Here is an 18,829-nt window from a genome sequence, read left to right as displayed (position 1 = left end):
CCACGGTCCTTCCGGACCCGAGTCCCTCCCGAGGATGACAGCAACGACCAGCCGCAGGATGACCGCTCCGCCGAGCGGTCATCCTGCGCTGCGTCGGCTCATCGCCGTCGACGCAGAGACGTTCGCGGGGGAGCACTGGGGGAGCGAGCCGCTGCTCACCCGGGCCCGTGACCTGCCGCTGCCCTTCGACGACCTGTTCTCCGAGTCCGCGGTGGACGAGCTGATCTCCACGCGTGGCCTGCGGACCCCCTTCCTGCGCATGGCCAAGGAGGGCTCGACGCTGCCCGACCGCGCATTCACCCGCGGGGGCGGCACCGGTGCGGCCATCGCCGACCAGGCCAGTGACGACCTCGTCCTGCGCCAGTTCGCCGAGGGCGCGACGCTCGTGCTCCAGGGTCTGCACCGGACGTGGGCGCCGGTGGTCGAGTTCGCCCAGCAGCTGGCCGCCGACCTCGGGCACCCGACCCAGGTCAACGCCTACGTCACCCCGCCGCAGAACACCGGCTTCAGCGACCACTACGACGTGCACGACGTGTTCGTGCTGCAGATCTCCGGCGCCAAGCGGTGGCGGATCCGCCGCCCCGTCCACGAGAGCCCGCTGCGCACCGAGCCCTGGACCGACCGGCGTGCAGCCGTCGAGGCCGCGGCGCAGGAGGTGCCGATGCTCGAGACCACCCTCGAGCCGGGCGACTGCCTCTACCTGCCGCGCGGCTACCTGCACTCCGCGACCGCCCAGGGCGGCGTGAGCACCCACCTCACCATCGGGGTGCACTCCTGGACCCGCCACCACCTCGCCGACGAGATGCTCAAGGTCGCGTTGTCCTCCGCGGCGAAGGACCCCTCCGTGCGGGCCTCGCTCCCGCTGGGTACCTCCCTCGCGGACCCCGCTGCCCGCGCAGCCGACGTCGAGCTCGTCCGAGCCGCCCTCGTGCGCGCGGTCTCCGAGCTGGACGCCTCCGACCTCGTCACCGCCCTGTCGTCCTCCGCTCGCGGAGCCCAGCGCGCCGCGCCGGTGGCGCCGCTGGCCCAGCACGCGCTCGCCCACGCACTGGAGGACGACACCGCGCTGGTCGTTCGAGCGCACCTGACGCCCGAGCTGGCCGACCACGACGGGTACGCCGTCCTGACGACTCGGGCCGGCACCCTGCGCCTAGAAAGCGATGAGCTCACCACCGTCAAGGCGTTCCTCGACGAGGGCGGGGCGACGGCGGGCGAGCTCGGTACCGACCTCGCGCGGCGGCTGGTCCTGGCCGGCATCGCCGTCGCGGCGTGACCACGCCGCACTGCGCGACCGAGGCGCGCGTCCGGGGGGACTCCCTCACCGCCTCGGCGGCGCCCGCGAAGCGTTGGCTGCTGGTCGAGCACGACGGTCCGTGGCTGCCCACCGCGTTGGACAGCCCAGGCCTCGTGGGGCCGGTCGGTCGCGCCCTGCACGAGGCGGCCATGGCGGTGCAGGGTCGCGCGCTCCTCATCCGCCGCCCCGGCCGACGACCTCACCGGGTGGTCCGGTCCTGGGCCGTCGTCGACCACACGGGGACCCAGGAGTGGGGCACCTGGCGGCACGCCGAGGACCTGCTCGTCGCGGCCGACGTCATGCGTGCCGGGCCGCAGCCCCCCGCGACCGCCCGGGCCCGCTCCACCCCGCCGCTCGTGCTCGTGTGCGCCCACGGCCGCCACGACGTCTGCTGCGCGGTGCGCGGTCGCCCGGTCGTGGCGGCGTTGTCAGCCCGGTGGGCCGACCGCACGTGGGAGTGCTCGCACATCGGCGGCGACCGGTTCGCGCCCAACGTCCTGCTGCTGCCCGACGGCGCCTACTACGGCAACCTCGACGTGAGCTCGGCCCTCGACGTGGTCGAGGCGCACCTGCGCGGCACCGTCACGGCCCGCTACTTCCGCGGGGTCTCTACCCGCCCGCCGGCCGTGCAGGCCGCGCTGTCCGCCGTGCTGTCGAGCTACGGACCAGCCGGCCTGGACGACGTCCGCGACGCCCTGTGCGACAGCACCGGCAAGGACTCCTTCCGCGTCACGGTCCTGGGCACCGGGCGGCTCCCGGTGCTCGTGCAGGCAGACGTGACCCGCACCGTGGCCCCGCCGGCGCGGCTGACCTGCCGGGCCGAGTCGGGGTCCAGCGCCTGGAGCTGGTCGGTCGGGGCTCTGCGCATCCCCGGCGTCGAGCACGCCCCCTGACCCCGGTCCTGGATCTGAGTCGGCAGCGGCGGCCGCGACGGCGGCCTCAGGCCACCCGTCCGACGCAGGACGCCGAGCCCAGCCAGGTGTGGGGGTTGCCCTCCCAGCACCAGCCCAGCCGGGGGTGCCCCTTGCTCACCCACAGAGCGGCCACCCGCTTGGTCGTGTCGCGGGACCCGGGCAGGAAGAAGGCGTTGCGGTCCTTGAGGATCCCGGGGAAGAGCGCCAGCAGGCAGACCCCTTCGTCGACGGTCAGCGGGCTGCGGCCCTGTGCCTCGATGATCGGCACGGCGTCCTTCGCGCGCACGTCGAGGGTCCCTTTCCCGGTGTCCACCCCGGTGACGAGGTATGCCGTCGGGTGCGGGAGCTCGACGCCGTCGACGGGTGCGTAGGCGGCGAGCTCGTCCGCGGAGTACTCCGTCCACCCGGTCGTCGTGCGCCAGTGGATGGACGGCAGGGCACGGTCGGCGGTCACGACCTGCGACGTGACGACGAGGGCGAACGGGATCGGCGGGTCGACCGGGCCGGTGCCGACGCTGGAGCCTTCGTCCGAGACCGTCGCCTCGAGCTGAGCTGCCTTGTCCCGCAACGGTTCCACCATCGCGGCGAAGTCCTCGACGGACAAGCCGGAGAGGTCGGGCCACCCGGTGTCCAGGTAGGTCCGGAGCTGGCGGTCGAACTCGGTCGTGGTCATGCTTCTCCTCGCGACGGTGGCGCAGTGGCCACATCTCAACGCGGGGGAGCCGCCACGCGTTCCGTCGTGGGCTCGGCGTCCGCGGAGCAGGTGCGGGGGGCGCTGGGCTCGGCCGTGGCGCCGGTGCTCGCCGGTGCAGGCACCGGCGGCAGCTGCGACTCGATCCGCGAGCCGTTGATCAGGGTCACGTCGTCGTACGCCGGTCGGCCCTCGATGACGTTGCGGAACTGGTACCGCGTGAGGGACGTGAGGGCGCAGTCCTCACCGAACACCGCGACGTCGAAGGACGACGGCTGACCCGTGAGCTCCTCGCCCTCGCCCGCCTGGAGGAAGTGGCTGAACGCTCCACCGCCGGTGAAGGTCCCGACCCCGATGGTGTTGCCGTCAAGGCGGTCGGAGTGCAGGTGGCCGTGGACCTTGATGCCCGACCGCTGTTCGACCGCGTCCACCGCACCCGGCTCGTGGGCCACGAGGACGTCGGGCGGGGCGAGGTCCGCCATCGCGGACGCGAACCGTGCCGCCGGCGCCTTCTGCTTCGCGGCGTTGTCGCGGTTGTCGTCGCCGAACCAGCGGGGGTCGTTGAACCCGGCGATGCGGATTCCACCGATGCTCTGCACCGTGTAGGTGTCGTCGTCCGGCTGGAGCAGGACGACGTTGGGGATCTTCGCGAGCGCCCGCAACAGCTCGGTGTCGCTGGCGGACCGGGCGTCGTGGTTGCCCTTGACGAAGACGTAGGGCACGTCGAGCGACCGGATGCCGTCCAGGACGCCCGACGCCTGGGCCTCCGCGAGGGTGCCGAAGTTGACGAGGTCGCCTGCGTCGATCACCGCGTCGATCTGCTCCTGCGCCACGATCGTCTTCATCAGCGGGTACTGGTTCGCCCCGTGGATGTCGGAGACCAGCAGCACCCGGGCCGCCACCGGCTCGCCGAGCGACTGCGGGGAGTACTTGTCCTGCAAGGCGGACGAGAGGGCGAGCAGGTTCTTCAGGTACGGCGTCGTCTGCTCGGCGCGCGTCTCCACCCCGGCCAGGAGGTCGGCGTTGCGCTGCACCGCGCCGAGGATCCCGGTGGTGGTGAAGCGGTCCAGCCGCTCGGGCCGGTAGCCGAACCCGATGCTGGCGAACGTCACGGCGCACGCGATGACCCAGCAGGCGGCGGCGACCCCGAGCCGACTGGCCCGGGGACGCCGTCGTGCCCACGCGGCATACGAGCCGAGCGCGAGGAGGGTCACGACGAGGGCACCGGCGGCGAAGCGCAGGGCCAGGCCGATGCCGGCGTCGCGGGCGGCGCGCTCGAGCTCGAGCGGACCGGGCTGCAGGGAGCTGATCGAGATGTTCGGGCGGGAGAGCAGGTCGGTGATGCGTTCCTTGACCTGGACGTTCGCGATCACGCCGGGGGCCGGGACGGGGCCGGCGAAGTCGAGGTGGATCTCCCCGAAGATCGTCGGGCTCTGGATGGTGCCGAGGTCGGTGGGGTTGATCGACAGGCGCAGCTTCGCGCCGTAGTTGAGCGTGTCCACGGACGTCGGGAACAACGTCGTCGCCGCGACCCCGCCGACGATGGAGGCCGCCACCAGCGCCAGCACCCCACCGAGGCGCAGCAGGCGGAGGGGCACACGCCGCCGCCGACGTGGTGGGCGTTCGGCGGACGGACTCACCACCTCACCGTAACGGGGTCGGCACACCGGGCGTGGCAGGCGGGGGCGCGCTGCCTACGCTGGTCGGTATGCCGCGCACCCTTGGAACGCTGGACGGGCGAGACTTCGCCGCCGTGCTGTTCGACATGGACGGGACGCTGATCGACTCGATCCCCGTTGTGGTCCGCAGCTGGCTCCGGTGGGCGCAGGAGGAGGGCGTGGACCCCGAACGGCTCGTCGGCTTCCACGGCGTCCCGGCCCGGGGGATCGCGGCGACGCTGCTGCCGCCCGAGCGGGTGGACGCCGCCGTCGACCGGATCGAGGCCATCGAGACCGCGGACACCGACGGCATCACCATCCTGCCGGGGACGGTCCAGGCACTCGCGACCCTCACCGCGGCGGGCGCCGAGCGTCGCGACCTGTGCGCCATCGCGACGTCCTGCACCCGTCCGTTGGCGACCGCCAGGATCGAGGCGACCGGGCTGCCGGCGCCACGCGTGGTCGTCACGGCCAGCGACGTCGCGCAGGGCAAGCCGCACCCCGACCCGTTCCTGCTCGCCGCGGAGCTGCTCGGCGTCGATCCGCGGGAGTGCCTCGTCGTCGAGGACGCCCCCGGTGGGCTGGAGGCCGCGCGAGCCGCGGGCTGCTCCACCCTCGCCGTCACCACGACGACGGCACCGGCCGACCTCATCGCCGACGCGGTGGTCGGCACGCTGGGCGACGTGCGCTTCTCCGTGGTCGGTGGACGGGTTCGCGTGACGGGCGTCGACGCCGACGCGTAGTTTGGCCGGCATGGACGCTGACGTCATCGTGGTCGGGGCAGGACTGGCGGGGCTGGTCGCCACCGCAGAGCTCGCAGACGCGGGCCGGCGTGTCCTCGTGGTCGACCAGGAGAGCCCGGTGAACATCGGGGGCCAGGCGTTCTGGTCGTTCGGAGGGTTGTTCCTCGTCGACAGCCCCGAGCAGCGCCGGATGGGGATCAAGGACTCGCGCGAGCTCGCGATGGCCGACTGGCTGGGCTCGGCCGGATTCGACCGGCTCGAGGACCAGGACCGGTGGCCGGCCCGGTGGGCGGAGGCCTACGTCGACTTCGCGGCGGGGGAGAAGCGCTCCTGGCTGCACGACCAGGGGATGCGGTTCTTCCCCGTGGTGGGCTGGGCCGAGCGCGGCGACGGCTCGGCGACCGGGCACGGCAACTCGGTGCCGCGCTTCCACATCGTCTGGGGCACCGGCCCCGGTGTCGTCGAGCCCTTCCTGCGCCGGGTGCGAGAGCACGTTGCCGCCGGCCGGGTCGAGCTGCGGCACCGCCACCGCGTCGACGAGCTCGTCACGCACGACGGTGCCGTCACCGGCATCCGGGGCGCCGTGCTCGCCGACGACGGTGCGTCGCGTGGTCGCCCCACCTCCCGTGACGAGGTGGGGGAGTTCGACCTGTCGGCCCAGGCCGTCGTCGTCACCAGCGGAGGCATCGGCGCCAACCACGACCTCGTCCGTGCCAACTGGCCCTCGCGCCTGGGGCAGCCACCCGCCCACATGCTCACCGGCGTCCCGGCCCACGTCGACGGGCGCATGCTCGCCATCACCGAGGCCGCCGGCGGTCGTCTGGTCAACCGCGACCGCATGTGGCACTACGTCGAGGGCATCGAGAACTTCGACCCGATCTGGCCCGACCACGCGATCCGCATCCTGCCCGGGCCGAGCTCGTTGTGGTTCGACGGCAACGGCGACCGGCTCCCGGCGCCGCTGTTCCCCGGCTTCGACACCCTCGGGACGCTGGCCCACCTCCGGCAGACCGGGCACGACCACAGCTGGTTCGTCCTCACGTCGAAGATCATCGGCAAGGAGTTCGCGCTGTCGGGCTCGGAGCAGAACCCCGACCTCACCGGGAAGTCGGTCAAGGACGTCCTCGGCCGTGCCCGCGCCGACATGCCCGCGCCGGTGCGCGCGTTCCTCGACCGGGGTGCCGACTTCGTCAGCGCCGACACCCTCGGTGAGCTCGTCGCCAAGATGAACGCCCTCACCCCGCACGCCCCTCTCGACCCCGCCCACATCGAGCGCCAGGTCGTGGCGCGCGACCGCCAGGTCGACAACGACTTCGGCAAGGACGCGCAGCTCAGCGCCATCCATGGTGCGCGGAACTACCGCGGTGACAAGCTGATCCGCACCGCCACGCCCCACAAGATCCTCGACCCGAAGGCCGGCCCGCTCATCGCGGTCCGCCTCAACATCCTCACCCGCAAGACCCTGGGTGGGCTCGAGACGGACCTCTCCGCCCGAGTCCTGTCCGCGTCGGGTGAGCCGGTGCCCGGCCTGTATGCCGCCGGCGAGGTCGCCGGGTTCGGCGGCGGTGGTGTGCACGGCTACCGCGCCCTCGAGGGAACCTTCCTCGGTGGCTGCATCTTCTCCGGACGCGTGGCCGGTCGGGCCGCAGCAGCCGCCGTCGCCTGACGCCGTCGCCCGACCTCTCCCCTCGCCGCCCCGTCGACGCGGCAGTGCCCGGCCGAAGGGCCGGGGTCGTCCGGAACCGGCGACGCACGGTGGCCTGCGCGCGCTAGCCTCGCGGCTGCATACCGGAGGGGGACGGCGATGGGTGTGTTGCTGAGGGTGCTGGGGCTGCAGGCCCTGGCCGTGCTGGTGGGGACGATGCCCGCGCGGACCGCGCGTGCGCTGACCCTGGTCATGCTCGTGGGGGCCAACCTGTTCCCGCTGGTGGCGCTGCTGACCGGGGCCTGGCAGGCCGGTGACGTCCTGGTGACCTACTGGCTGGAGAACGTCGCGGTCGGCACCTGGCAGGTGGTCAAGCTGCTCACCGCGCAGGGTTGCGACCCCGTGACCGGTCGGGCCGGCAGCCGGCGAGGGGCGCTCGAGACGGGGCCGATCACCGCCGACGTCAACGGACAACCCGTCCAGTTCGCCGGCCCGCTGGCCCGCATCTTCGTGACCGGGTTCTTCGCCGTGCACTACGGCATCTTCACCCTCGTGCACGGGGTCTTCACGTTCATCCTGGCCCGGCAGAGCGGCACGAGCGGCAGCATCCGCAGCTTCGCGCTCGTCTTCCTCGTCCTGCTCCTCAGCCACGGCCTGTCGACCGCGATCCACTGGTTCGCCCGGGGCGAGCGGCGCGAGAACGGCCTGATGTCGACGATGAAGCAGCCCTACGGCCGCATCCTCGTCCTGCACGTCGCCGTCATCGGCAGCTTCTTCCTCGTCCTGGGCCCCCTCGCCACCGGCGGCTCGGCGTCCCTGCTCCCCGGTGGTCCGCTCGACACCGCACCCGCGTCGCCGTCGGTGCTGCCGGGCGTCCTGCTCATCGCGCTGAAGACTGTGCTCGACGCCGTCCTGCACCTGCGGGCCCACCGGACGTCCCGGACCGGTCAGGTGCCGGCCACCCCTGACCTCGCGCCGGAGGTCGCCCCGGACGTCGCCCCGGACGTCGCCCCGGCGGAGCGACCTGCGGGACGTGGTGCAGACTCCACCCCATGACGGACGACGTGGCGGGAGCCGAGGGCCCCACGCGCCCACGGCTCCTCGACGACCGCGACTTCCGGCTCTACTGGCTGGCCCGGATCATCTCGCTGAGCGGGTCGCTGATCACCGTCGTTGTCATGCCGGTGCTGGTCTACCGCCTGACCGGCTCGGCTGCGCTGACCGCCCTCACCGCGACGCTGGAGGCGTTGCCCTACCTGCTGATCGGCTTGTTCGCCGGGGCCCTCAGCGACCGGTGGAACCGCAAGCGCGTCATGGTCGCCGCAGACCTGGCGAACGTCGTCGTCATCGGCTCGGTGCCGGTGGCGCACTTCCTCGACGTGCTGACCGTCCCGCACGTGCTCGTCGTCGGGTTCGTCGCCCAGTGCCTGTTCACCTTCTTCGACGGAGCCAACTTCGGGGCGCTGCCGGTCCTCGTCGGTCGCGAGCGGGTGGGTGACGCGAACGCCGCGATCTGGGGTGTCGGCGGGGTGCTCGACCTCGCCGTCCCCGCCGGTGTCGGGGTGGCCCTCGCGGTCGTGCACCCCTCGACGCTGCTCGTCGTCGACGCCCTCACCTTCCTCGTCTCCGCCCTGCTCGTGCGCTCGATCCGGCGTGCCCTGTCCTCGGTGCGCGACGACCTCGAGCCGCTGCGCCCGGCCGTCGTCCTGCGTGACGTCAAGGAGGGGGTGCGGTTCCTCTGGCGCCACGACGGGGTGCGGTCCAACACCGCCATCGGCACGCTCCAGTCGATCGCCGGGGCCGGTTTCGTCGCCCTGTTCGTGCCGTGGGCCGACCAGGTCCTGCACATCGGCACCTCCGGGTGGCGGTTCGGACTGTTGTTCGCCGTCTGGGGCCTCGGCGGCATCCTCGCCTCGGCCCTGGTGCCGCCGCTCCTGAGGCGCTACCCCGTGGCGAGGGTGACGCTCAGCGCCATACCGGTCTCGGCGGTGGCGGGCATCGGCACCGCGCTGGTCACCGACTGGGTGCTGGCCTGCGTGGGGATGGTGATCTGGGGGATCGCCTACCAGCTCGTCCTCATCACCTCGATGACCTACCGCATGCAGGTCACGCCCGAGCGGCTCCTCGGCCGGGTCAACACCGCCGGCCGGATGCTCTCCTGGGGACTGGGCTGGACGATCGGCTCGGTCGCCGGCGGCACCCTCGCGGCGGCGACCTCGGTGCAGCCGGCGATGGTGACCCTGGTCTGCGTGGGCGTGCTGGCCGCGGTCTTCGCGTGGGCGTCGCCGCTGCGTCAGATCGCCGCGGGCTCGCGGGTCGTCGAGGGCATCCCGGCCTGACCCAGCAGCCGCGTCACGACGGCCACCGCTGCGAGGCCGACGGCGACGATGCCCAGGGTCAGGGCCGACATCGCGAGCCAGTTGGACTGGAACGCCTGCGGCACCAGGCGGCTCGGCACGGCGACCACCCCGATGAAGGCGCCCCACAGCCCGGCGTAGGTGCCGATCATGTTGCCGGCGTGCGCGCGGATGTTGCCCCGACGGGCGTTCCACAGGCCGAGCGAGAGCGTCACGATGGTGAAGGCGCTCAGCCCGTGGATCCACGAGAAGTTGCCGGGTCGCAGCTGCTGGATCCAGAACGAGCTGAAGGCCGTGAAGTACATGCAGGCCAGCCAGGTCCACCCGAGGACGCGGTGCGGGCGGTCGCCCTTGCGCCGCCGGATGATCTGCACCGCCCCGAACACCATCGCGAAGGACGCCGCGAGGGCGTGGACGACGATGAGTGCGTTCCACGAGTGGTCGGTCGACATGGCGGGCTCCCCTTGTTGGATAGTGACGCTATCCACGGTATGCCGCGACGCTGCTGGGCGCAAGACCCTCACCTCACCGCAGCGACGAAAAACGCTGGTTGCGCGGCGATAGTCGGGTTGTCAACCCGAGGTATGCCGCGCAACCAGCGTCTTGCCGGGTGGGGACAGAGCTAGAGGTACTGGCCGGTCGGGCCGCCGGGGGCGTCGCCGCCGGGCATCCCGGGGTGGGCCTCGTCGGGGTGGCCCTGCGACCCCGGCGGCAGGGCGCGACGCATCTGGGCGAGTTGCTGCTGGGCCGCCATCTGCTGGGCGAACAACGCCGTCTGGATCCCGTGGAACAGGCCCTCGAGCCAGCCGACGAGCTGGGCCTGCGCGATCCGCAGCTCCGCGTCGGTGGGGGCGTGGCCCTCCTCGAACGGCAGCGCGATCCGCTCAAGCTCCTCGATGAGCTCCGGGGCCAGGCCGTCCTCGAGCTCCTTGATGGAGCGACGGTGGATCTCGGCGAGGCGGACGCGGCCGGCCTCGTCGAGCGGCGCGTTGCGCACCTCCTCGAGCAGCTGCTTGATCATCGAGCCGATCCGCATGACCTTGGCCGGCTGCTCGACGAGGTCGGCCGGGTTGGTCGGACCGTCCTCGTCACCGTCGTGCGGGTGGACGCCCATGCCGTCCTGCGTCACGACGACCACGCGCTGCTGCTCGCCTCCGGGGGAGGCCTGGTCGCCGGAGCCGGTCGCCGTGTCGTCGGGGGTGTTCGGGGTCAGGGGGCTCATGGCTCCCATCCTGCCCCAGCGCCGTGGGGCTGGCCCGGCTGGTGGTCCACCGTGGGTGCGGGCGTCCCCCGACCGGACACCCACGGTGGACCGGTCTCAGTCGGCCCGACGACTCATCACCGGCGCCCGGCGGATGCCTGCCGCGGACAGGAGGCCGGCCACGAGCGGTACGCCGACGAGCACCAGGGCAAGGGGCAGCCACGGGATGATGGTGATCGGGTCCGACGGGAGCTGCTGTCCGTTCACCGGGTCGTAGGAGGACCCGGTCAGGGGATACGTCACCGCGATCCCCGGCGCGAGCCCGACGGCGATGCCGACAAGGGCGCCGATGAACGCCACGGTCGCCGCCTGGGCCGCCGCGAGCTTGCGCCGGGTGCCCTTCGTGGCGCCGACCGCAGCGAGGGTGCCCATGTCGCCCTGCTGCTCGGCCAGCGCCAGCGCGGTCGAGATGAGGGTGACGATCAGCAGGAGGAGGCTGAACGCCGCGAACAGGATGCGCATGACGACGATGTCGTCGCGGACGAAGCCTCGCTCGACGTAGACGCCGCCCTCCTCGCCGAGCTGCTCGGACAGGGCCTGCTCGTCGGCCTTGCTGATGGGCCCGTCGGGGTTGCGCAGCAGGAGGCTCTCGTTGCCGACGACCAGCCCCAGCCGCTGCGCAGTCTGCGGGGTGATGGCGCCGCCGTACTGCCCGGGCGTCAGCGGAAGACTGCCGACGGTGGCGGGGACACGGTCGGTGCGCGCCGTCCCGAGCGGCGAGGCGGCTCCGGTGTTCGGGTCCACGGACAGCGGGCCGCTCGCCACCGTCACGGTGCCGGCGTCCAGGAGCCGGGGGTCCGCGACCATGACGCCGCCACCGGCGATGACGGCGGAGGCGGCCGGCGAGAGGTCGGCGAGCCTGGAGATGTCCGCGGCCGGGAGCACCGCGAGGGAGAGGCCGGTCTGCGTGCTGATCGACTGGCAAGGAGGCGGTCCGTTGGTCGGGCCGGCCTCGACGTCGAAGATGGCGCGCTGGACCGTGCACCCGGGCTTCACCACGGCCATGAACCAGCTCGGGGCGTCGGGCTTGGCCGGGTCGTACGGGGTGGTGACGGTCGCGATCCGCGTGGTCACGAGGTCTGGCGTGAGTCCACGGACGAGGTCCTCTGCAGCCTCCAGGGCGGGGTCCACCTTCCCGGTGCCGACCGCTGCCATGTCGCTGACGACGTAGATCGAGCCCTCGCCCGCACGCTGCTGCGGGACGTACTCGCGCAGCGACTGCTCGGTGTCGCTGGCCAAGCCGATGCTGAACGCCGTCAGGGCGATGGCCCCGGCCATGATGGCGGCCACGGTCGGCACTGAGCGGGCGCGGTGCCGTGCGGCGTCGCGGGTCGCCATGCGGGCGGCGACCGGCAGCCGGGCGGCGAGGTGCCCCGCTGCCACGAGGACGAGCGGCACGAGCATGAGGGCGCCGACGGTGAGCACGATGGCCAGACCCGCGACCGTGTAGTCGCTCTGCTTCGCGGCCACGGCTGCCACGAGCCCGACGCCCCCGGCGACGGCGAACAGCACGCCGATGACGGGCACGACGCGGTTGAGCCGGGGCGACACGTTCTGGCCCTTCATCACGCCCACGATGTCCAGGCGACGAAGACGCAGGGCGGGGATGAGCGCGGCCACCAGTGCACTGACGACGGCCATGACGATGACCGCGACGACCGCCCACCACGGCACCTCGAAGAACCGGAACGTCGTCCAGGGTCGCCGCGCCACCACCACCCACATGACCACGCGGACGGCGAGGACGGCCAGTCCCGCGGCGACGGTGGCCGAGAGGGCACCCAGCAGGAGTGCCTGGGCGAGCACCTTGCGGCGCAGCTGCCGGGTCTCGGCGCCGTTGCTCGCGGCGAGGGCCAGGGTCCGGCGCTGACGTGACGCGCTCACCGCGAAGGCAGGCGCGACGAGGAGTGTGGTCACGACGAGGAGCATGACCCCGCCGACGACCACCATCGTCTGCACGTCCCGGTTGGCGTAGCTCTCCATCCGCTGCATCAGCGGCGGGAGCTCGGCCGAGCTCGGAGGGTTGCGCAGGGCCTCGGCGCTGGTCACCTGGAGGCCGTACGCGTTGAGCTCCTTCACCTCGGAGTACGGCACGCCCGTGTCACGCACCAGGAGGTACCGCCAGTCGAGCAGGGCGTCCTGGTCGAGCGGGCGGGCCGCGACCGCGTCGGGCTGACCGCCCCAGCTGTTGAAGTAGTTGGCGACCCCGACGACCGTGGCCGTGATCGTCTTCCCGGACGAGCGCAGCTCCACCGGACCGCTGCGGGGCATGCCGCGGTCGAGGCCGTACGGCGTCGCGACGACCTCTCCCGCGGTGGTGGCCCAGCGGCCGGAGACCAGACGGGCCTTGGACCCGAGGTCGACCGACGCAGCATCCACGACTGCGACCTGCATGCCTCGGGAGCGCCGGTCGTCGATGACCCGGCGCACGGTCGTGTCGCCGACGGGGACCACCCGACCCCCCGTGATCTTCTGCAGCGCCGCGACGTTGGACGGCGCGCCGGGGCTCACGTCGAGGTCGTACCCGGGGATGGGGGTCGAGGCGGGCGGTTCGCTGGCGGAGTCCGAGGCCCAGCCCTCGTCGGGGTCTGCGGTCTGCAGCACGACGCGGTCATTGGGCCCCTGGATCATGGCCTGGGCGCTCCCGAGCGCGGTCGGGAGACGCTCGATGCTCGTGACCGACGACGAGGTCGCGAAGACGAGCGTCCCCACGAGGACGCCGACCGGCAGGGCCACCATGACGAGGACGAGGATGCTGCGTCCCTTGTAGCGGCGGGCATCGCGACGCGCCATGCGCAGGGCGACGCGCCACGAGGCCTTCCAGCGGGAGAGGCGTGAGCCGGACGGCTCCGGCTCGTGGTGCGGTGAGGGGGCGGGCGTCTGCGTGGTGGGTTCGGTGAGGGTGGTCATCGCCGGGCCTCAGACCGCGGGGTCGAGCAGGGCCTCGGCCGTCTGCGCCGAGCCGGTGCTGTCCACCACGACCCCGTCGCGCAGGAACACCACCCGGTCGGCCCAGGCGGCGTGCCGCGCCTCGTGGGTCACCAGCAGCCCGGCGGCGCCGGCGTCGCAGCGCTCGCGCAGGACGCGCAGCACCCCCTCGCCGGTGTGGGAGTCGAGGGCGCCGGTGGGCTCGTCGGCGAGGACGAGACGACGGTCGCCGACCAGCGCTCGCGAGATGGCCACGCGCTGCTGCTGGCCGCCGGACATCTTGTCGGGGTAGCGGTCGGCCAGCTCGGCGACGCCGACCAGCTCGAGGGCGTGCTTGGCGAGCCGACGCGCCTTGCCGACGCGGAGGCCGTCGAGCTCCAGCGGCAGTGCGACGTTCTCGATCGCGGTCAGTGACGGGATGAGGTTGAAGTCCTGGAAGACGAACCCGACGCGCCGTCGACGCAGCTTGGCGAGCGCGTCGCCCTTGAGGGTGCCGACGCTGTGGCCCTCGATGAGCACCTGCCCGCTCGTCGCGGCGTCGAGACCGCCCGCGAGGTTGAGCAGCGTCGACTTGCCCGAGCCGCTGGGTCCCATGACGGCGACGAGCTCGCCGGCGTGGACGTCGAGGCTCACCCCGGCCAGGGCCCGAACGGCCGCGGCGTCGGTGCCGTGGACGCGGGTGACGTTGTCCAGACGAAGGATCGGGTCGGTGCTTCGGTCGATGGTGTTCACGGTGCCCCCCTGAGCGTGGTGGAGATGGTGTCGTGCCGGTCCGAGGGCGTCCCGGCGGCGCCGGACCCCTCACTGTCGGTCGTGGGTATGGCGCGCGGCTGCCTGCGCGGCCGGCTCGCCTCGCGGATGAGGCGTGCCTCGACGTGGTCGAGCCAGCGGACCTCGGCCTCGCCCGCGTAGATGAGGTTCTCGAGGACGAGGAGCCAGGCGAGGTCGACGCTGCCGCTCGCCTCGTCGGACTCGAGGCTGGTGGTGGCCCGCTGCTTGAGGCGGGTGAGGTCCTGCAGGTGGCGCAGCGTCGCGGTGCGCTGGGTCTGGACGACGCGGTGGACGTCCACCCCGTCGACGGTGACCGCGAGCGCCAGCTTGATGACGAGCTCGTCGCGGGGGGTGGTCTCCCGGTCGACGGGCGAGATCCACCACTGGGCGACCTCGGCGCGGCCGGTCCGAGTCAGGCGGTAGTTGATCCGTCCCTCGTCGTCGGCGCCGGCCGCCTCGACGAGGCCGTCACGCTCGAGCCGGGCCAGGGTCGTGTAGACCTGCCCGACGTTGAGCGGCCAGGTCCCCCCGGTCCTGGCCTCGAACTCCGTGCGGAGCTGGGCGCCGTACATCGGCTCCTGTGCGAGCAGGGCCAGCAGCCCCTGGCGGACCGACATCGGCGCCCCTCCCCGTGATCCCCGTCCGGGTCGCCCCGGTCCTTGTCCCCTACATACCCAGTATTGCCACTGGTGAGGATAGGTATACCGAGTATCAGCCGGTGGCGTCAAGCATCAGGCGTGGATGGTGCCGGCCGTGGCGCCGGTGACCTCGGCAGAGGGCTGCACGGGCGCGTCCACCGCCCCTGCGGGCTGCGGTCGACGGAGCAACCGCTGGCTGGCGACCGAGAGGAGGAGGGCTGCGGCAGCGGCGGACACCGTCACGGCGAAGGCGGCGGTGTGGCCGTGGTCGTCGGCGAGGCGCCCGGCCACCGCCGAGCCGACGGCGTACCCGAGGCCGGTCGCGGCAGCCAGCAGGGTCATCGCCGTGCCGACCTTGGCGGCCGGGGCGCTGCGCTCACCCATGGTGAAGTTGCTGATCATGTAGGGAGCCACGACGAAGCCCAGGACGAGGACGACGAGGACCAGTGCGGGCAGCGAGTCGACGAGCAGCAACGGCAGCGACAGGACGAAGAGGCCTGCCGCGGCGGCCAGCATGCGGCGCGGGAAGGTGAACCGCTCGGGCAGCCCGGCGATGGCCAGGCCGGCGGCGACGCTGCCGACGCCGAGGACCGCGTGGACCAGCCCGGCGATCCCGGCCTGGCCGACCGACGTCGCGAGGACGCTCGTGCCGGTCTGCACAGAGCCGAAGAACGCGCCGATGAGACCCTGCGCCACCATCAGCAGCACCAGCGTCGCCGACAGGACGCGGACCCGCTGCTGGTCGGTGCGGCGCGGTGCCCGGGCCAGCTCGGCGGTCGGGTGCAGGGCGAACGCGCACCCGAACACGACGAGCAGCGCGGACGCGACGACGAGCCCGGCACCCGGGTCGGCGACGAGCAGGAGCAGGCCGAGCAGCGCCGGTCCGAGGACGAAGGTGGCCTCGTCGGCGGCGCCCTCGTAGGAGAACGCGGCCTCGACCAGCCGAGGTTGGCGGGACCCGCTGTGGCGCGTGATCGGGCGCCAGCGCACCCGGGCCAGCGGCCCGATCTGCGGCAGGAAGGCGCCTGTCGCGCCGGCGGTGGCGGCGAGGACGGCTCCAGAGGAGTCGCGGTTCGCCAGCAGGACGAGGGTGAGCAGCCCCAGTCCACCGAGCAGCGACTGCACCAGCACGACCGGGCGCTGGCCGACCCGGTCGGACAGGACGGCGGCGACGGGGGAGCACACGGCGTTCGCGACCGCGAGGGCGCCGGCCGCCAGGCCGCCGGCTGCATACGAACCGGTCGTGCCGGACACGAGCAGGAGGGCGCCCATCTGGCTCATGGCCAGGGGCAGTCGTCCGATGAAGGCGATGACGACGTAGAAGGGTCCGGCGAGCCGCAGGAGGTGGCGGTAGGAGGCGATGGGTGACACGGGGTCCTCGTCCAGGTTCTCGGGCCGCCGGTGCCGGGGCACGACGACAGCAGGCGTGCGCCGAACCCACCTCCGAGGCGCACAGGAACCCTGAACATTCCGGGCGACGACGACAGCACAGGGCTGGAGTCGGTCGAACCGGACGGGCCCAGTCTACCGGCGGGCGGCGCAGTCCCGGGACGTCATCGCGCGAGCAGCACCGCGACCAGCGCGACGGCACCCGGCAGGGCCTGGACGAGCAGGATCCGGCGGCTCGCGGTGGCCGCGCCGTAGAGCCCTGCGACGACGACGCAGACGAGGAAGAACACCCGGAACGCGAACCGGTGCTCGGCCGGACCGACGAGTCCCCAGAGCAGGCCGGCAGCCAGGAACCCGTTGTAGAGCCCCTGGTTCGCGGCCAGCGCCCTGGTCGACTCGGCGAACTCCTGCGTCAGCCCGAACGCGGCACGCCCTCGGGGGGTCGTCCACAACGCCATCTCGAGGACGACGATGTAGACGTGGACAGTCGCCACGAGGGCGACGAGGACGACGGCGACGGTGCTCACCCCCGCAGCGTGGCAGGTGGCGGGCTGGGCTGTCAGGGGGTGAGCAGGATCTTCCCGATGTGGCCGGACTCCTCGAGCTCGCGGTGCGCCGCGGGGGCGTCGGCGAGCGCGTGGCGGGAGTGGATGACGGGGCGGACCCGGCCTGCCTCGACCAGCGGCCAGACGTGCTCGCGGACCGCGGCGACGATGGTGGCCTTCTCGTCGGCGGGGCGGGCGCGCAGCGACGTGGCGATGACGGCGGCGCGCTTGCGCAGCATCAGCCCGAGGTCGAGCTCGGCCTTGGTGCCGCCCTGGAGCCCGATGACGACGAGGCGACCGTTGGTGGCGAGGGCCTCGACGTTGCGGGCGAGGTACTTCGCGCCCATGTTGTCGAGGATGACGTCGGCGCCAGCACCACCGGTGGCAGCCTTCACCTCCTCGACGAAGTCCTGCTCGCGGTAGTTGACGAGCACCTCGGCGCCGAGCTCGCGGCACGCCTCGAGCTTGGCGGCGGACCCGGCCGTCACGATGACGCGGGCCCCGACCTCGCGGGCGAGCTGGATGGCCATGGTCCCGATGCCGGACGAGCCGCCGTGGACGAGCAGGGTCTGGCCCGGCAGGAGGTTGGCGGTCATGAAGACGTTGCTCCACACCGTGTTGACCACCTCGGGCAGCGCGGCGGCGTCCGCCAGCGAGATGCCGGACGGGACGGGCAGCAGCTGGCCGGCGGGCACGCAGACCAGCTCGGCGTAGCCGCCGCCGGACAGCAGCGCGCACACCTGGTCGCCCACCGACCAGCCGTCCACACCCTCGCCGACGGCGTCGATCGTGCCGCTCACCTCCAGGCCGGGGTACGCCGAGGCGCCGGGCGGCGGGTCGTAGTGCCCCATCCGCTGCATGACGTCGGCGCGGTTCACACCGGCGGCGGCGACCTTGACGCGCACCTCGCCCGCGGCGGGCTCGGGGTCGGGGACCTCGGCGAGGACGAGGGCGTCGGCGTCGCCGGGCGTGGGGAGGGTGATGGCCTTCATGGTCCGAGCCTAGGCGGGACCGCCGCCACCGGCAGCGGCCGCCCGGGCCAGGTCGTCCGGGGTGTCGACGTCCAGGGTGCTCGGGTCGTCCAGCGGCACGACGACCGAACGGAGCGCGTCCAGCAGGCGCATCAGCGGTGTGCCCGCGGGCGGGTCCGGGAGGGCGGCACGCAACGCCCCGGTCCGGTATGCCGCGAGCAGCGGTTGCAGGCGACCGTCACCGTCACGGCCGACCACCGCGTCGAGCTCCGGCTCGGCCTCGAGGGTGGCGGCGAGGCCGGGAGCGGGCGCGGCGGCATACGGCATGTCACCGCCCAGGACGACGACGAGGTCGGTCCGCACGTGGGGGAGGGCAGCGGCGAGTCCCGCGACGGGACCCCCGCCGGGCGGGACCTCGCGGCACCACGCGACGGTGCGGTGGGTGGGGCGCGGGGCCCCGACGCAGATGATCGTCCAGCCATCGGGGAGTCCGTCGAGGAGGTGGTCCAGGACGGTGCCGTCGCCGAGCGGCGCCTGCGTCTTGTCGCCACCGAACCGGGCTCCGGCACCGCCGCACAGGACGACGGCCGTGGGGTCGAGGGGTCGTTCGGGGGACTGGGTCACCCCGTCATTGTGGTCGGCGCGGACCTCTCGTGCAGGCGCTGGTGCCTTCCGTCCGGGTCAACCGGGTGGTGGAGGTGGACGGGATGCCGCGCCGGGTTGACTGGGGGCATGGCGAACTCGACACGCAGCCCGCAGCAGACCTACCTCAACATCGCGTGGGTGCTCACCCTCGTCCTCGTGGTGTGGGCGATCACGGCCGGCAACACCGACATCCCCTCGTGGACGATCGCGATCCCGGCGGTCGTGACCGGGTTCTGGTGGGCGTTCGGTCGCGGTTTCGTCGGGGCGTCGGCACCGGCGTCCGGTGACCACGACGCGGCTGGTCACAGCTGAGGCGGCGCTCTCCCGAGGGGGTTCCCGCGCTGCGACCAGCCCGTTAGGTTGGCGAGATTCGCAGACT

General features: G+C 73.0%; 18 protein-coding genes. 7 read left to right on the top strand and 11 right to left on the bottom strand.

Annotated elements, in window-relative coordinates:
• The first annotated feature begins 58 nt into the window (after positions 1 to 58).
• Both ABD286_RS13890 and ABD286_RS13885 read left to right on the top strand, forming a co-directional pair.
• Positions 59 to 1,273, top strand: a complete 1,215-nt coding sequence (locus tag ABD286_RS13890; protein ID WP_344194462.1) for a cupin domain-containing protein — start codon at positions 59 to 61, stop codon at positions 1,271 to 1,273.
• Positions 1,270 to 2,187, top strand: a complete 918-nt coding sequence (locus ABD286_RS13885) for a ferredoxin family protein (RefSeq protein ID WP_344194460.1) — start codon at positions 1,270 to 1,272, stop codon at positions 2,185 to 2,187. The genes ABD286_RS13890 and ABD286_RS13885 overlap by 4 nt, the downstream gene beginning before the upstream one ends.
• Positions 2,188 to 2,233: 46 nt before the next feature.
• On the opposite strand, the gene ABD286_RS13880 is transcribed toward ABD286_RS13885, so the two are convergent.
• Together ABD286_RS13880 and ABD286_RS13875 are read right to left on the bottom strand one after the other, a co-directional pair.
• On the bottom strand, positions 2,234 to 2,881 hold the full coding sequence (locus tag ABD286_RS13880) for a DUF5701 family protein (protein ID WP_344194458.1): 648 nt from the start codon (positions 2,879 to 2,881) through the stop codon (positions 2,234 to 2,236).
• Between the two features lie 35 nt (positions 2,882 to 2,916).
• Complete coding sequence (locus ABD286_RS13875; RefSeq protein ID WP_344194456.1) at positions 2,917 to 4,497, bottom strand: metallophosphoesterase family protein; 1,581 nt, start codon at positions 4,495 to 4,497, stop codon at positions 2,917 to 2,919.
• A gap of 110 nt (positions 4,498 to 4,607) precedes the next feature.
• Here ABD286_RS13875 and ABD286_RS13870 point away from each other — a divergent pair, with 110 nt between their 5' ends.
• The 4 genes from ABD286_RS13870 to ABD286_RS13855 all read left to right on the top strand — a co-directional run bounded on the left by ABD286_RS13870 (position 4,608) and on the right by ABD286_RS13855 (position 9,284).
• Complete coding sequence (locus ABD286_RS13870) at positions 4,608 to 5,300, top strand: HAD-IA family hydrolase (RefSeq protein ID WP_344194454.1); 693 nt, start codon at positions 4,608 to 4,610, stop codon at positions 5,298 to 5,300.
• 10 nt (positions 5,301 to 5,310) lie between these two features.
• A complete protein-coding gene (locus ABD286_RS13865) occupies positions 5,311 to 6,966 on the top strand; it encodes an FAD-binding dehydrogenase (RefSeq protein WP_344194452.1) in 1,656 nt (551 codons plus the stop codon).
• 138 nt (positions 6,967 to 7,104) lie between these two features.
• Entirely contained in the window at positions 7,105 to 8,001 is an 897-nt protein-coding gene (locus tag ABD286_RS13860; RefSeq protein WP_344194450.1) for a DUF6498-containing protein, read from the top strand.
• Entirely contained in the window at positions 7,998 to 9,284 is a 1,287-nt protein-coding gene (locus ABD286_RS13855) for an MFS transporter (RefSeq protein WP_344194448.1), read from the top strand. The genes ABD286_RS13860 and ABD286_RS13855 overlap by 4 nt, the downstream gene beginning before the upstream one ends.
• On the opposite strand, the gene ABD286_RS13850 is transcribed toward ABD286_RS13855, so the two are convergent.
• From ABD286_RS13850 to mobA, 9 genes are all read right to left on the bottom strand, one after another.
• The gene (locus ABD286_RS13850) at positions 9,239 to 9,754 is read right to left on the bottom strand and encodes a DUF2306 domain-containing protein (RefSeq protein ID WP_344194446.1); all 516 of its coding nucleotides are present in this window, start codon (positions 9,752 to 9,754) and stop codon (positions 9,239 to 9,241) included. The genes ABD286_RS13855 and ABD286_RS13850 overlap by 46 nt on opposite strands.
• Positions 9,755 to 9,924: 170 nt before the next feature.
• On the bottom strand, positions 9,925 to 10,533 hold the full coding sequence (locus ABD286_RS13845; protein ID WP_425565384.1) for a bacterial proteasome activator family protein: 609 nt from the start codon (positions 10,531 to 10,533) through the stop codon (positions 9,925 to 9,927).
• 87 nt (positions 10,534 to 10,620) lie between these two features.
• Positions 10,621 to 13,473 carry an ABC transporter permease gene (locus ABD286_RS13840; RefSeq protein ID WP_344194442.1) on the bottom strand — a complete coding sequence of 951 codons (2,853 nt, stop codon included), beginning with the start codon at positions 13,471 to 13,473 and terminating at the stop codon, positions 10,621 to 10,623.
• Positions 13,474 to 13,482: 9 nt separating this feature from the next.
• On the bottom strand, positions 13,483 to 14,223 hold the full coding sequence (locus ABD286_RS13835) for an ABC transporter ATP-binding protein (protein ID WP_425565383.1): 741 nt from the start codon (positions 14,221 to 14,223) through the stop codon (positions 13,483 to 13,485).
• The gene (locus ABD286_RS13830; RefSeq protein ID WP_344194440.1) at positions 14,220 to 14,879 is read right to left on the bottom strand and encodes a PadR family transcriptional regulator; all 660 of its coding nucleotides are present in this window, start codon (positions 14,877 to 14,879) and stop codon (positions 14,220 to 14,222) included. Before ABD286_RS13830 ends, ABD286_RS13835 begins: the two co-directional genes overlap by 4 nt.
• A 114-nt stretch (positions 14,880 to 14,993) precedes the next feature.
• Positions 14,994 to 16,271, bottom strand: coding sequence for an MFS transporter (locus tag ABD286_RS13825; protein WP_344194438.1), 1,278 nt, complete (start codon positions 16,269 to 16,271; stop codon positions 14,994 to 14,996).
• A 182-nt stretch (positions 16,272 to 16,453) separates the two neighbouring features.
• Entirely contained in the window at positions 16,454 to 16,816 is a 363-nt protein-coding gene (locus ABD286_RS13820) for a DUF1304 domain-containing protein (protein ID WP_344194436.1), read from the bottom strand.
• Positions 16,817 to 16,848: 32 nt separating this feature from the next.
• Entirely contained in the window at positions 16,849 to 17,826 is a 978-nt protein-coding gene (locus ABD286_RS13815) for an NAD(P)H-quinone oxidoreductase (protein WP_344194434.1), read from the bottom strand.
• A 9-nt stretch (positions 17,827 to 17,835) separates the two neighbouring features.
• The gene (gene mobA, locus ABD286_RS13810) at positions 17,836 to 18,429 is read right to left on the bottom strand and encodes a molybdenum cofactor guanylyltransferase (RefSeq protein WP_344194432.1); all 594 of its coding nucleotides are present in this window, start codon (positions 18,427 to 18,429) and stop codon (positions 17,836 to 17,838) included.
• Positions 18,430 to 18,537: 108 nt separating this feature from the next.
• Between mobA and ABD286_RS13805 the strand changes: the two genes are divergently transcribed.
• Complete coding sequence (locus ABD286_RS13805) at positions 18,538 to 18,762, top strand: hypothetical protein (protein WP_344194430.1); 225 nt, start codon at positions 18,538 to 18,540, stop codon at positions 18,760 to 18,762.
• The last annotated feature ends 67 nt before the right edge of the window (positions 18,763 to 18,829 follow it).

The sequence above is a fragment of the Pedococcus aerophilus genome (assembly GCF_039532215.1).
In the GTDB taxonomy this organism is placed as follows: domain Bacteria; phylum Actinomycetota; class Actinomycetes; order Actinomycetales; family Dermatophilaceae; genus Pedococcus; species Pedococcus aerophilus.
The sequence above is the reverse complement of the archived record's forward strand: the minus strand, read 5'-3'. Positions and strand labels throughout refer to the sequence as shown.